Origin of the sequence: Sulfuricurvum sp. (genome assembly GCF_023250475.1) — a bacterium.
Classification (GTDB): Bacteria; Campylobacterota; Campylobacteria; order Campylobacterales; family Sulfurimonadaceae; genus Sulfuricurvum.
Window position 1 is genome coordinate 1 of sequence record NZ_JAHFAQ010000055.1, and the last position, 13,984, is coordinate 13,984.

9 protein-coding genes are annotated in these 13,984 nt (G+C 45.2%); 2 read left to right on the forward strand and 7 right to left on the reverse strand.

Annotated features, from left to right (window positions below; all coding sequences use genetic code 11):
* The coding region (locus Q0C19_RS06610) for an ATP-dependent helicase C-terminal domain-containing protein (protein WP_295054185.1) at positions 1–943 on the forward strand (943 nt) is incomplete at its 5' end.
* Position 944: 1 nt separating this feature from the next.
* Here Q0C19_RS06610 and recR read toward each other — a convergent pair.
* Complete coding sequence (recR, locus tag Q0C19_RS06615; RefSeq protein WP_295054188.1) at positions 945–1,514, reverse strand: recombination mediator RecR; 570 nt, start codon at positions 1,512–1,514, stop codon at positions 945–947.
* A 117-nt stretch (positions 1,515–1,631) separates the two neighbouring features.
* Here recR and dnaJ point away from each other — a divergent pair, with 117 nt between their 5' ends.
* Positions 1,632–2,747, forward strand: coding sequence for a molecular chaperone DnaJ (gene dnaJ / locus Q0C19_RS06620; RefSeq protein WP_295054190.1), 1,116 nt, complete (start codon positions 1,632–1,634; stop codon positions 2,745–2,747).
* Here the strand turns inward: dnaJ and Q0C19_RS06625 are convergent, their stop codons facing one another.
* The 6 genes from Q0C19_RS06625 to uvrA form a co-directional block, all read right to left on the reverse strand.
* Positions 2,748–3,842 (reverse strand): hypothetical protein, encoded by a 1,095-nt coding sequence (locus Q0C19_RS06625; RefSeq protein WP_295054192.1) that lies wholly within the window; start codon positions 3,840–3,842, stop codon positions 2,748–2,750.
* A 10-nt stretch (positions 3,843–3,852) separates the two neighbouring features.
* The gene (gene ccsA, locus Q0C19_RS06630; RefSeq protein ID WP_295054197.1) at positions 3,853–6,978 is read right to left on the reverse strand and encodes a cytochrome c biogenesis protein CcsA; all 3,126 of its coding nucleotides are present in this window, start codon (positions 6,976–6,978) and stop codon (positions 3,853–3,855) included.
* A 75-nt stretch (positions 6,979–7,053) separates the two neighbouring features.
* Positions 7,054–8,406: an NADP-specific glutamate dehydrogenase gene (gene gdhA / locus Q0C19_RS06635; protein ID WP_295054200.1), complete on the reverse strand. Its 1,353-nt coding sequence runs from the start codon at positions 8,404–8,406 to the stop codon at positions 7,054–7,056.
* Between the two features lie 13 nt (positions 8,407–8,419).
* Positions 8,420–11,143: a DNA polymerase I gene (gene polA, locus Q0C19_RS06640; RefSeq protein ID WP_295054202.1), complete on the reverse strand. Its 2,724-nt coding sequence runs from the start codon at positions 11,141–11,143 to the stop codon at positions 8,420–8,422.
* 12 nt (positions 11,144–11,155) lie between these two features.
* A complete protein-coding gene (locus Q0C19_RS06645; protein ID WP_295054204.1) occupies positions 11,156–11,971 on the reverse strand; it encodes an HDOD domain-containing protein in 816 nt (271 codons plus the stop codon).
* Positions 11,972–12,005: 34 nt separating this feature from the next.
* Positions 12,006–13,984 (reverse strand): excinuclease ABC subunit UvrA (uvrA, locus tag Q0C19_RS06650; RefSeq protein ID WP_295054206.1); only part of this gene is annotated, 1,979 nt, incomplete at its 5' end.

Consider the following 13,984-nt stretch of genomic DNA (forward strand, 5'->3'; position numbering starts at 1 on the left):
CTATCCTGATCGGATCGCACGCCTGCGGACTCCCAATGGACTCAAATATCTCCTTGCTAACGGCAAAGAAGTCAGTTTAGGGAGAGATGATGATTTGGTCGGTGAGGAGTGGTTAGTCGTTTCCCAAAGCGGCGGAGAAACGACTACAGGGAACATTTACCAATGCGCCCCGCTTGAGCTTGAACTATTAGAGTGTTACGCCCCTGAACTTTTTCGCAAAGAAGAAACCATAACATGGAATGCCCAGAGCGGGCGGGTCGAAGCGCGAACAAGCAGAATGTTGGGTGCCATACGGATAGATTCCTATCCGCTTGCTGATCCCGACCCGATTACGCTCAAACAGAGATTATTGGAGGGGATACGGCTTCAGGGTCTTGATACCCTGCCCTGGTCGCCGCAAGCATTATCACTTCTCCATCGCCTTCAAACACTCCATAATCATTCTCCGGAAGACTCCTTCGGAAATTTTAGTGCTGAAGCACTCCTGGCATCGATGGAAACATGGCTTTTGCCCCATATCAGTACCCAAAGTTCGCTTCGGGAGTGTGAAACCCTCGATCTTTGTATGATCCTCTCGGCACATCTTTCATGGGAACAAATGCAGCGGTTAAATGCCCTTTTGCCGACACATTTCACCGCTCCGAGCGGAACGGTTGTCGCTTTGGATTACTCCAACCCCGAAGCGGTTCTCCTGTCGGTACGGATACAGGAAGTTTTCGGTCTAAGAACGCATCCGAGTGTAATGGAAGGGAAAATACCGTTATTGGTTCATCTCCTCTCCCCCGCCCGCCGTCCGATTCAAGTCACTCGTGATCTGGTCGGATTTTGGAACGGTTCGTACAGCGATGTCAAAAAAGAGTTAAAAGGGAGATACCTCAAGCACTACTGGCCTGATGACCCGCGTAATGCCGAGGCAACGAGTAGAACAAAAAAATATATGTAATTTATATGCTGACGCGATCTTCCATCGCCTTGGTAAGCGAAAGGATATCGACGTTTTCCAAGCTGACACCCGTTGGAACTCCCTGAGCGATTCGGCTGAATCGGACATCGCACTCACCCAGCTTATCCTCGATATAGAGGATGATCCCTTGATTGGCAATCGAAGGCGTTAGGGCAAAAATGACCTCTTTGATTCCGCTTTTAACAACACTGCGCAAATGGGAAAGGTCAAGCTCTTCGAGAGAATCAAGGACAAAATAGCGTCCGTCAAAAAGAGCGTTTTCTTCAAATGTCAAAATATCTTTGGCGTTTTCGACAATACAGAGAATTTCATGATTGCGTCGCTCATCACTGCAAATGGAACAAAGTTCATCTTCGCTAAGACCGCCGCAAGAGCGGCATTTTTTTAGACCGGTTATCGCATTTTCGATGGCATGGGCAAGTTTGAGCGCACCGAAACTGTCATTCATTACCATGTGGTAGGCCAAACGTGTAGCTGATTTCTGCCCTATGGTAGGAAGATTTTGGAGTGCATCGACAAGGCGGTTAAATTTTTCAAGAGATCTTTTCATAATCGATATTGTAGCAAAGGTCGTACCATAAATACTTTAGTCTTAACGACTCAATTAAGCTAACACTCTTTTTGACATGGTATAATTGCGCGAAAAATATGTTTTTGGAGTTATTGCGTGGAAGAAATGAGTTATTATGAGATTTTAGAGATTACAAAAAATGCCAACGGAGACGAAATAAAAAAAGCGTACCGAAAGATGGCAAAGCTCTACCATCCTGACCGTAATCCGAATGATCCGACGGCAGAACATAAATTTAAACTCTGTAATGAAGCCTACCAAGTCCTAAGCGACGATCAGCAACGCTCAGTGTATGATCGATATGGAAAAGAGGGACTTCAAGGGGGCGGAGGACGCAGAAGCAGCGGCGGGTTTGACGATCTTGGAAGTATTTTTGAAGAGATGTTCAACGGCTTTGCCGGCGGCGGACGCAAACAATCCCGCGCAGCCGCGGATAAATTTTCCCTCGATATGGGGATCGAGATGCGTGTCAGCTTCAAAGAAGCGGTTTTCGGATGCGAAAAAGAGGTAAAATTTACCGCTAAAAATTCGTGTAAAACCTGTAAAGGGACAGGGGCTAAAGAGGGAAAAGTCACCTCGTGCAGTCAGTGCGGCGGCAAAGGGCAAGTGTACGTGCGTCAAGGGTTTATGACCTTCTCACAGACTTGTCCAGCATGTCACGGCGAAGGTACCATGGCGAGTGAGAAATGTTCTGACTGTAAAGGTAAAAGCTACAGTGAGACCAAAGAGAGCGTCACCATCAAAATTCCTGCGGGGATTGATACGGGAAATCGTCTTCGAGTGTCAGGGCGGGGCAATACCGGTAAAAGCGGAGTAAGAGGTGATTTGTATGTCACCTTTGAAGTGGAAGAAGACAGCCACTTTATCCGCAACGGTAACGATATCTATCTCGAAGTTCCCGTATTCTTTACGCAAGCGGTATTGGGAGAAAATATCACGATCCCCTCATTGAACGGCGAACTGACACTTGAACTCGAAACAGGGACCAAAGACGCCCAGCAGTACCGTTTCCGCAATGAAGGGGTTGCCGATGTCCACGGACGGAGCAAAGGTGATTTGATTGCTCAAATCCATCTCACCTACCCTAACCGCTTGAACGCTTCGCAGGTGGAACTGCTCCAAAAGCTCCAAGAGAGTTTCGGTATCGAGTCCAAGCCGCATGAATCACTGTTTGAATCGACATTTGAAAAAGTCAAAGGGTGGTTTAAATAATCACTCATCCGGGATATCTGTTTTTTGCCCGGAGATCATTTGAACATAGTTTCGAACGTGTTTGATTAGGTTAAGCTGCTCGTTGTTTGTCCAAGTGTGCAGTAAAGTTTCGTTATGTGAATCACATATGATACTGAATGCTACTTTCATCATTCCCGAAATATCCATGGTCTCAATATAAAGCGGTATCGCTTTTAGGGTTAGCTTTAAATCATCAATAGTGACTTCAGCATTGAATGTCTTTCCGATCATAGACGATAATTCCGATAAAATCATTGGATCATTGATTTTTACCGAGGCCCCTTTTTCTGATAAATCATGCAGCGGCAAAAGTATCCGATCATTTTTAATTGTTATACTGAAATGGCCATTTTTTTCTATCGTGTAGCGTATATCATTTCGTAAATGAAATCCTTCAGAGACAAGTTTGAGATTATTTAGCCATATTTTGCCGAGTTGCAAATCATAACGCTCAACTTTCCCCAAAACCATACTATCATCTCTGACTCCCAACAGCCATTCAGTTCCGATTGCTGTAGCGATGAGCTGTCTCTTTGCAATATTGAGTTCAATCATTCCATCTCGTATGTCAATAATTCTGCAATCAGCTTTTATTGGGATCTCTTTATACAGCACGACCGAAGGAAATTTTCTTTTTTCAAATTTCGGACCTAATGCTTTAGCCAGTAACTTCCATTCCTCATTGATAAGGGGATAGGTTGGTTCGATTTTTTCCATTCGAAGCAATCCAAAGGACTGCGTTGCATCAATAGTTTCAATCGTTTGCTCAGATATTTTGATTAGAACAAAGACATTGATGTTATTGGCTGAGCGACGTTCGATTTGTATGATGCTATTATGATATATAAAAGAGTCATTATGTAAGAGAAAATTATGAAGTATACTATGTGAAGACTCCTCCAATCCAAACATACTACTGAGTATTTCAATAATAGGATCGCTGGGTAGGGAGGCTAAAAGTAAAACATTACGGAGATGATCATTAACGAAAAAAAGATTTCCGTTTTTGAACAGCATCACCCCTACCGGGAGATGCTTGTATGCGTAAAAGAGTTCTCTTAACGCACTGTTCATAATTAATCCATTATTTTGTAGCCCGTTTTTTATAGGCCATTGCTATAACAAGTGCAACCACGGCATACGTCCAGGGGACAAAATCAGGAACCGGAACGGGATCCCCTTTAGCGTACGAATGCATCCCTGCAAGATAATAGTTAACTCCGAAATAGGTCATAAGGACAGAGGTAAAGGCCAAGAGGGATACGACACTGAAAATATAATCGCTATACGCCCCTTTGATCATTCTCAAGTGGATAACAACCGCATAGACAAGAATCGTAACAAGAGCCCATGTCTCTTTCGGATCCCATCCCCAATAGCGTCCCCAGCTCTCATTCGCCCAGACACCGCCGAGGAAGTTTCCGACCGTTAGGAGCACCAAACCGACAATCAGGCTCATTTCATTAATAGCGTTTAGCTCTTTAATCGCCAGATTCAGCCGTTCTGAGTTTTCCGGTTTTTTGAGGATAAAGAGGATAAGGGTAATCATCCCAAGCAGCGCACCCAGACCTAAAAAGCCGTAACTTGCCGTAATCATGGCGACATGGATGGCCAGCCAGTACGATTGAAGTACCGGAACTAGATTGGTAACCTGCGGATCCATCCAATTGAGATGCGCGACGAAAAGGATAAGACCTGTCATGATCGCCGTTGCCGCCATCGTTATCATCGAACGGCTTGAGAAGATAAATCCTGCCAATACGCTTGCCCAACCGATATAGATCATTGACTCATAGCCGTTTGACCACGGTGCATGACCTGCAATATACCAGCGCATCACAAGTCCGGCAGTATGCGCTGCAAAGAACAGAACCAAAAGTCCAAAAGAGACTTTGCTCAACCACTCTTCACGGAATGTCGGCTTGATAATTTTGATAAAAGACAAAATGAGCAATGTAAATCCGACGACAAAATAGAGCGGCCACAGCTGCTCAAAAATATTCGATTTATTGTAAAAGATTTCTACTTTCGATTTCATTTCACTCGGATAAACGCTTGCTCCGACAAATCGTTGATATTTCTCGATATGCGTCAGCGCTTCATCCGCTTTACTCCAATCGCCGCTTTTCATCGCTTGATCGATCGATCCGAAATAGCTGATAGCAAGCAAACGGACAATTTCGCCCTCTTTCGGACTGAGTGTCTGCAACGCTTCAATGGTCGCGTCCCATTTATGATTTTTATCACTCGGTTTCGGCCACATACGGACTAATGATCCGGTATAAACCATATACGCGACATTAACCCGCTCATCCACCTGTAAAAGTGCTTTGTCGAATTTATCCCGTTTCCCCGGCGCTTTACGGTTGGCCTCATCGACCAATTGTGCCAATTTATATCCGCTGATTTCATCCGGAACTTGAAAAAATTGTGCGAATGCCGCTGTTTTCGAATTTTCAGGGAGCCCGATCAATTTATTGATCTCTTTGTCCCCCGTTCGGATAATGGCAATTTCACGCCATGCGTCTGGACGAAGCATCATCCCCAATACGACTTGATTTGAAGAGAGCCCTAAAAACGTATCGTTACGGTTAAGCTTTGCCAAAATCTCATGAGAGAGAGTATCCATCGGTTTCATACGGCCGCTTGCGTCTTGAACGATCAGGTGCCCGAATTTATCCGCATGAGCCTTATCAAATCCTTTTGCTATCTTAATAACAGGATTTTGCTCATCTGCGGCGATTGCATTTGTTGAACTGTTCATAATAAGAACAACCGCGGCTAAAGCCGTCAACGTTTTTTTCCCTTTGATTGCTTTGAGTTTTTCCCCGAGTCCGTTAAAACGGCCATTTTTCACAATCAACACTCCAAACATTCCGATAGCAAGAAGAATATACCCGATATAGGTAATCAAAGTCCCCGGATCATGATTGACCGACAAAACGGTTCCTAACTCGTCCTGATCAAACGAGGATTGGAAGAAACGGTACCCCTGATAGTCGAGAATGTGGTTCATAAAAATACGGAAATCGAATTTCTCCTGATTGGCAGGGTCGAGAACACTCACTTCACTCGCATACGATGCGGGAGACATTGAACCGGGGTAACGCTCTAGTTCAAAGTCACGCAATGCGATCGAAAACGGAAGCTCTCTTTCGATAGAGCCGTAGGCAACATCGATAAGCGTATCACCCAATTTCACTTTTTTCGCTTCACCGACATCACCCGGAGTTCCCAATACAACTGCTGTCTCTTTTTTGTTTTCAGAGGCGAATGATAAAGTCAGGGCATCTTGTGCACCTTGCTGCATCATAGGCCCTTTCCCTTTGGACGGGGTAGATACTAGCTGCATAGAGGCTTTCGGAAGGAAATTACGCAGTACGAAACCGCTTTGCGGAGTTTGGAACAACGTCCGTTGGTTCATCTCATGTTTTCCAGCGCTCAACATGCCGCTTTTTTGCGTATCCATGCTCAGAGTGGCAAGAGACGTCGGTGTGCTGATATAGGCTTTATCCCCTTCTACACTCAACGCAATGACCGGTTTATTGAAAGTGTTGTTGGAATCAAAATTGATAATCACATCGTTCGCTTCAATAAATTCACCTCTTTTAAGAGATACTTGCTGTGCTCCCGTTGCTCCGGTCACCATAAGATTGAAAAGAGCCTCCCCTTTCGGATCTGCTGTCGGCTCGTAGCGTGCATCTCCCATATAGCTCTCCAACTTAATATGGATTTGTTCTCCATCTAAGTCTAGTGTTCGTTCAAAGTGGTTCGACGTTCGCTTGGATAGAAAAAGGTTCTCTTTGAATTCGTATTTTTTATCCCCTTTCTCCACATTAAACGTCACATAAGGCTCAGCACTGAGGATAACATTGCTGCTTTCGCCTTCGCGAATATGCATTGATCCCTCATATCCGATGTAACGGGTGACTGCCGCACCGACAATAATAATCAAAAAGGCCGCATGGAAAGTGAATACGAGCCACTTCCCTTTTCGAGCCATCTTGAAATTGATAATGTTCAAGATCAAATTAATCGAAAGCAACGCAAGAAGGATTTCAAACCAGCGTGCATTGTAAACATCCGCTTTGGCACTCATCGAGCCGTAATCGTTTTCAATAAACGTTGCGTAACCGATTGCAACGGCAAAAATAAGCATAAGAGCCGCCATCGTTTTCATGGAGCTAATAAGGGAGAGAATTTTATTCATTCATGGACCTGTCTTTATAGTATGGTGCAATTGTAGTCGCACATTGGTAAATATTTGTTAATTCACTATTAACAATCAAACGCCTTCAAGAATCATAGCTTCGGCAACACGCTTAAACGCCGCAATATTGGCTCCGTCAACAAAGTTTCGCTCTACGCCGTACTCTTTTGCGGTCAGGGAAACCCGTTTATAAATCTGACGCATTAACTCATCGAGTTTACGATCTACTTTATCAAAATCCCATTTCTCCATCGAAGCATTTTGGGACATTTCAAATTCGCTAACCGCTACCCCTCCCGCATTGGAAGCTTTTCCGGGAGCGAACAGCACCCCTTCTCGTTGAAGCAAAGCAATAGCATCAGGGAACGTCGGCATATTTGCCCCTTCGATTACGGCGACACAGCCGTTTTCGATCAGCTTTTTTGCATCGGATACGGTGAGTTCATTTTGGGTCGCGCACGGAAATGCGGCAAAACACGGATAGCTCCATACCGGATGGGCGTATTCGGGATAATCGCATTTTTTTGTGTACGTTGCCGTAGGAATAGAATCAGTGTAATATTCCAGAGAGAGACGTTTCCCTTCATCCTTGAGACTTTTAAGAAGTATCAAATTAATTCCGCTGGGGTCATAAATAGTCCCCTCGCTGTCACTACACGTTACAACGAGCGCCCCCAACTGCTGAAGCTTTTCAATCGTATGAAGGGCGACATTTCCCGCACCGCTGAGGGTACACACTTTCCCCTCAAACGACTCTTGGAGTTCTTGGTAGAGCATTTCTCGGGCAAAATAGACGACACCGTACCCTGTTGCTTGAGGACGCATCAATGATCCGCCGAAGGCATAAGGTTTCCCGCTCAAAACACCGTCATAATTTCGGGGAATGTGTTTATACTCCCCAAAAAGATATCCGATCTCACGGCTCCCTACTCCGATATCACCGGCAGGTACATCGACACGCGCTCCGATATAGGAATGAAGTTCACGCATAAATGCATGGCAAAATTTCATGATTTCGAAATCACTTTTCCCTTTGGGATCAAAGTCCGATCCCCCTTTGGCTCCACCGATCGGCAGCCCCGTCAATGAGTTTTTAAAAATCTGCTCGAACGCCAAAAACTTCAAAACTCCCGTCGTGACGCTCGGATGAAAACGGAGTCCCCCTTTATAGGGTCCCAAAGAGTTGTTAAACTGGATACGATAGCCGTTGTTGATATGAACCTGATTATTGTCATCGAGCCATTGGACTTTGAACTGAATTATTCGATCAGGGGTGACGAGACGCTCCAAAATAGCGAACTGTTCATAGCGTGAGTCCGTTTTAACGATAGGTTCGAGGGAGGTAAGGACTTCGCTCACCGCCTGTAAAAATATGTTATCGGTTGAACAATTGGATTTCTCGAGATTGGATAAGATTTTTTCGACCATCTCATTCTCCTAATTATTTTAATTTGCCCCAGTGGCTGCCGATATGCATCGAAGTTTTGAGCGGAACGCGCAGTTTTAAAATATTCTCCATCACCTCGACAAAGCGTGCAGCGTAGTCTTCTGCCATATCTTCGTCCACTTCAAAAATCAGTTCATCGTGGATCTGTAACAGCATTCGGGCACGCAGTTCCTCAGAGCGGATCATCGTGTCGATCTTGTTCATCGAGAGTTTGATCAGATCGGATGCGGAACCTTGGAATACGGTGTTGACCGATTCACGCTCGTATGCCGCTTTAAGCATCGGAGTGGCGGAGGCGAAATCAAAATAGCGACGTCGATGCAAGAGCGTCTCGACGTATCCCATCTCTTTAGCCTGCTCAACGATACCGCTAAAATATCCTTTGACACTCGGAAAGGTCTCGAAATAGCGTTCAATAATCTCTTTTGCCTCTTTCGTCGTAATTCCTAACGTATCGGAGAGCTTTTTCTGCCCCATTCCGTACAACAGACCGAAATTGACCGTTTTGGCGATGTTACGTTTGCTCGCGGCTTCCGCTTCTCCGAAAAGGGCTATTGCCGTTTGCATGTGAATATCATGCCCTTCATTAAAGGCATTAACCAATACGGCATCATCACTAAAATGAGCGAGGAGACGAAGCTCGATCTGCGAATAGTCAATCCCGATCAGTTTTTTCCCACGTGGTGCGACAAACGCTTCGCGGATACGCATCCCCAGCGCTGTTTTTACGGGGATATTTTGGAGGTTCGGGTTTTTCGAGCTGAGCCGTCCCGTTGCCGTACCCGTCTGAACAAACGAGGTGTAGATACGGCTGTCGGGATCGTTCTGAGCCAAGGCGATCAACGGTTCAATGTAGGTGGAAAAGAGCTTATGGTATTCACGATACTGCAAGAGCATCGGGATAACCGGATGCTCCTCTTTAAGCCCCTCTAAAACTTGTTCATCGGTACTGTAGCCTGTTTTGGTTTTTTTGCCGTGAGCAAGCCCCAGCGTTTCAAACAAGATTACCCCGAGCTGCTTAGGAGAATTGAGATTAAAAACCGTTCCGCACGCTGTATGGATTTGCTCTGTCAGTGAAGAGATTTCTGATGCAACCTCTTTTTTAAACAGCTCAAGCACTCCCGTATCGACGGCGATCCCCTCTCTCTCCATTCCCAGAAGTGTCAGAACAAACGGAAATTCAACGGTATACGCTTCATCCAGAGCTTCCTGCCCCCCTTTAAGAAGTAATTGCTCACGCAATACTTCGTAGAGACGATAGGTAATATAGGCATCTTCACCTGCGTATTTACACGCATCTTCGATTGCAACGGAGGCGAAGCTCTCCCCTTTTTTCACGGTGTCTTTGAAATGGATCATCTCGTGATGCAAAAGGTTCTGCGATAGGTTGTCCATAGAGAGCGATCGCGCCGAATCGGTAAGCCACGCCATAACCATAGTATCGGCATAGATGTTCAATCGATCCACACCCAAAAATCGGGTAACAAAATGGAGGTCGAATTTGATGTTATGCCCGATGACTCTGCGGGCAAAAATCGCTGCAATTGCTTTTTTAGCACCGGATGTGCTCACTTGCTGTCCCACACCGAGATAGCTATGTGCCAACGGGACATAATAGCCTGTTTTGGAATCACTACTGAAACTAAATCCGACCAGATGATCCTGTGAGGGATCAAGTCCTGTCGTTTCGGTATCGAACGCGATCAAAGCATCATCAGGAATCGATGCGATAAGAGACTCCAGTGCTTCATCGGTGTCGATTAAAACGGTGCACCCTGAGGCGTTATCGCAATGGGTTACTTCGATTTTTGGAACGGTCGCACTAGGAGAATCGGATTGTGATTCTTCAAAAAGAGCTTTTGCCTTGAGGGTACGCAATACCGCATTCATCTCATAGTGCAGCAAATCATCATAGATCGGGAGAAACGGATTATCAAAGTGCATTGCGAATTCACTGAAATCGAGACTCTCAAAAACATCATCTTTGAGACGTACCAGCTCACGGGAACGGAATGCGTCATCTCGATACGTTTCCAACAATCCTTTGATCCGAGGGGGAGTAACCTCTTCCAGCCTCTCATACATCGCATCGAGAGTAAGAAACTGGGTTAACAGTTTTTGTGCCGTTACTTTCCCGATCCCTTTGACTCCGGGGACATTGTCCGCCGTATCTCCGATGAGAGATTGATAATCAATGAACTGTCGCGGATGAACTCCGTATTTTTCTTCGCAGTGACGTTCGTTCATCACTTTTTTGCTAATCGCATCGACCAGAACAACCCGATCATCATCAATAAGCTGATAGAGGTCTTTATCGTGGGAGACGACGCGAACGAGAAATCCGTGCTGACGTGCTTGTCGTACGACCGAAGCGATCATATCATCCGCTTCAAAACCGCTCAATGATAGCGATTTGTATCCCATTTTATCGATCCATTCTATCGCAATCGGAAGCTGCATAATCAACTCTTCCGGTGCAGGAGAACGGTTCGCTTTATAATTAGGATCGATCTCGGCGCGAAAGCTCGGCCCTTTTGCATCGAGGGCAAAAATCAGATAATCACTGCTGTGCTCTTTATGGAGCGACGCAATAAAATTGATGAATCCGGTCAAAAGTCCGGTCGGGAATCCGTGTTTGTTTTTAAGGGGCGGAAGCGCATAAAATGAGCGGAAAAAAAATCCAAACGTATCAATAATCGTAACGGTAGGTTGTGCCATCAATCGTCTTTATTATACGCGGATTCGTTCAATCATCGAATCTATCGATGCTTGAAGTCTCGAGACATCATATCCGGCATCTTCCGCTTTTTTAAGGCCAAAAGAGATTCCGTGTTCACCGAAGGGATTGTTAATCGGGAGAATGGTTTTAATGATATTTAAAGCCGTAGCGTACTCTTTGATTTCATCCGGTGCATCTTCAGGAGTATCGGAAAATTTTATCATCTGAACAAACTCTGTATCAAAGTTCCAGTGGGTAAAAATTTCTGCCGTAACGGCTGCCGTTGTCTCTTGAATGTACGAACGTTCAACTCTGGCAATATCGATAGCAGTGTCAATATCCGCTTTAAAATTGCTGGCCAAATCTTCTTGAATGACGTCACTGGCAATGATAATTTTTCCGGTCTCCTGGAGAAAGGAGGCCAAAAAAAGTTTATCGGCTTTAACACGGTCAATTTTCATATACCACTCATGCACCAAAGCTGCCTGCATCGATGAAATTTCGGCAAAGCGATCCGAAGTGATCCCATAAGGCTCCATGTCGACATTGAGAAGTTTACGTACCGAATTTCCAAGACCGATGGATCGTGTCATACTCATCCCGAACAAAGAGACCGCTTGAGCAACATTCAGTATCTCTCGACGGAAACTGTAGAGTGGAGAGTTGGCGGCTTTGAGTAAGTTTGCGACGATCATCGGATCTTGTTCGACGGCTTTGATTAAATCATTGATCGAGCTATCTGGATCATTGCAAATACGCTGCATTTCTATAACTGTTTTAGGAAGCGGCGGTAAAGATTTAATACTGTTTATAATCGAGCTTTTCATACACTATGATCCTCTGTAAAAGCAATTAAGGTTATTATAACCTATTTAGCTCAAGAGCCAAATATTTTCCGGTAAAACTTCCCGTATTTTCCCAATCTCCGGCAACCTCTTCCGGGTTGCCTTGTGCGACAAGCAATCCTCCTCCGCTCCCACCTTCCGGGCCCATATCGATAATATAATCGGCATTTTTTATCATGTCGAGATTATGTTCAATCACCAAAACGGAATTGCCCAGCTCAACAAAATTGTGAAGCACTCTGGTAAGGCGGTTGACATCATCGAAATGGAGACCTGTCGTCGGCTCATCAAGGATGTAAAGGGTATTTCCCGTATCACGGCGACTCAGTTCTTTGGCCAGTTTTATCCGCTGTGCTTCTCCTCCGGAGAGGGTAACGGCATTTTGTCCCAAGGTAATATAATCAAGACCGACATCGCTTAGAGTCTGCAATATAGCCTTGATTTTAGGAATCGGAGCAAAAAATTCCAACGCTTCACCGACCGACATGTTGAGGACATCGGAGATCGTTTTCCCTTTGTATTCCACTTGCAGCGTTTGAAGGTTGTAACGGCTGCCGTGGCAGGAATCACATTTGACCATAATGTCGGGCAAAAAGTGCATCTCAATCTTGATTTCCCCTTCCCCCTGACATTTCTCGCATCGTCCCCCCTTAACGTTGAAGCTGAAGCGTGAGGCGGTATATCCGCGGATCTGTGCCTCTTTCGTCTTAGCAAACAGGTTTCGGATCTCATCCATTACACCGGTATAGGTAGCGGGATTGGAACGGGGAGTCCGTCCGATCGGGCTTTGATCGAGATAAATGACTTTATCGAGTTTTTCTAACCCCAGGACTTCAACTCCGGCAACACGGTTAATCTTTCGGGCATGATTGAGTATTTCGCGTGTGACGGGGAGCAATGTTTGCAAGATCAACGAACTTTTACCGCTTCCGCTCACTCCGGTCACACAGACGAAGTTATGAAGCGGGATTTTAACACTTAAATTCGTAATATTATTTAATGTAACATTATTAATAGACATCCACTCTTTTTGCGCTCTTCGATAAAAATATTCGATTTTTTTACGCCCTGAGAGATAATCCGCAGTCAGCGTATTGGATTTTTTCATCTCCTCAAGTGTGCCGGCGAATACGACATTACCCCCGAATTTTCCCGCACCCGGACCGATATCGACGATATAGTCGGCATTCTCAATCGTCTCTTTGTCATGTTCTACGACGATTACCGTATTCCCTTTTTCCTGCAAAGAGCGCAGTGTTCGAATCAGTTTAAGGGTATCGCGTTCATGCAGTCCGATACTCGGCTCATCGAGAACGTACATCACCCCCGTCAAACCGCTTCCGATTTGACTAGCGATGCGGATACGCTGCGCTTCACCGCCGCTAATGGTTCGGGCATCACGGCTCAAAGAGAGGTAGCCGAGTCCGACGTCAAAAAGAAAGAATAGTCGCTCACGTATCTCATTGAGAATCGATGCAGCGATCATTGTACTTTGTTCGCTCAAATTTTCAAATGTTTTCGGGTTCGCGAACCAGGCATAGGAATCTTTGAGCGGCATGGATATCACCTCTCCGATCCCTTTTTCCGCAACGCGAACCGCCAATGATTCACGTTTAAGACGGTGCGAATTACAAATATTGCACGGTTTTTCAGACATATAATCGGCGAGGTCTTTTTCATCTTTGAAAATATCATAGGCAATACGGACAATTCCAGGCCATACCCGTTTAATCGGGTGGTCTTGCCATTTGAATTCCACTTCATCGACACTGCCGTGGAGTATCGCTTTTTTCTGATACTCTTCAAGGGCATAGAACGGTGCGGTAACGCTAATCCCTTCTGCAGCGCAAAACGCTTTTAGAAAGGTAAAATAATATCCTTTATTGAATCCGTAAACGATTTTGATGGCCCCTTTTTCAATCGGAAGCTCGGAATCGATGATTTTTTCATAATCCAGAGAATAGCGTATCCCTAAGCCGTCACATTCGCTGCACG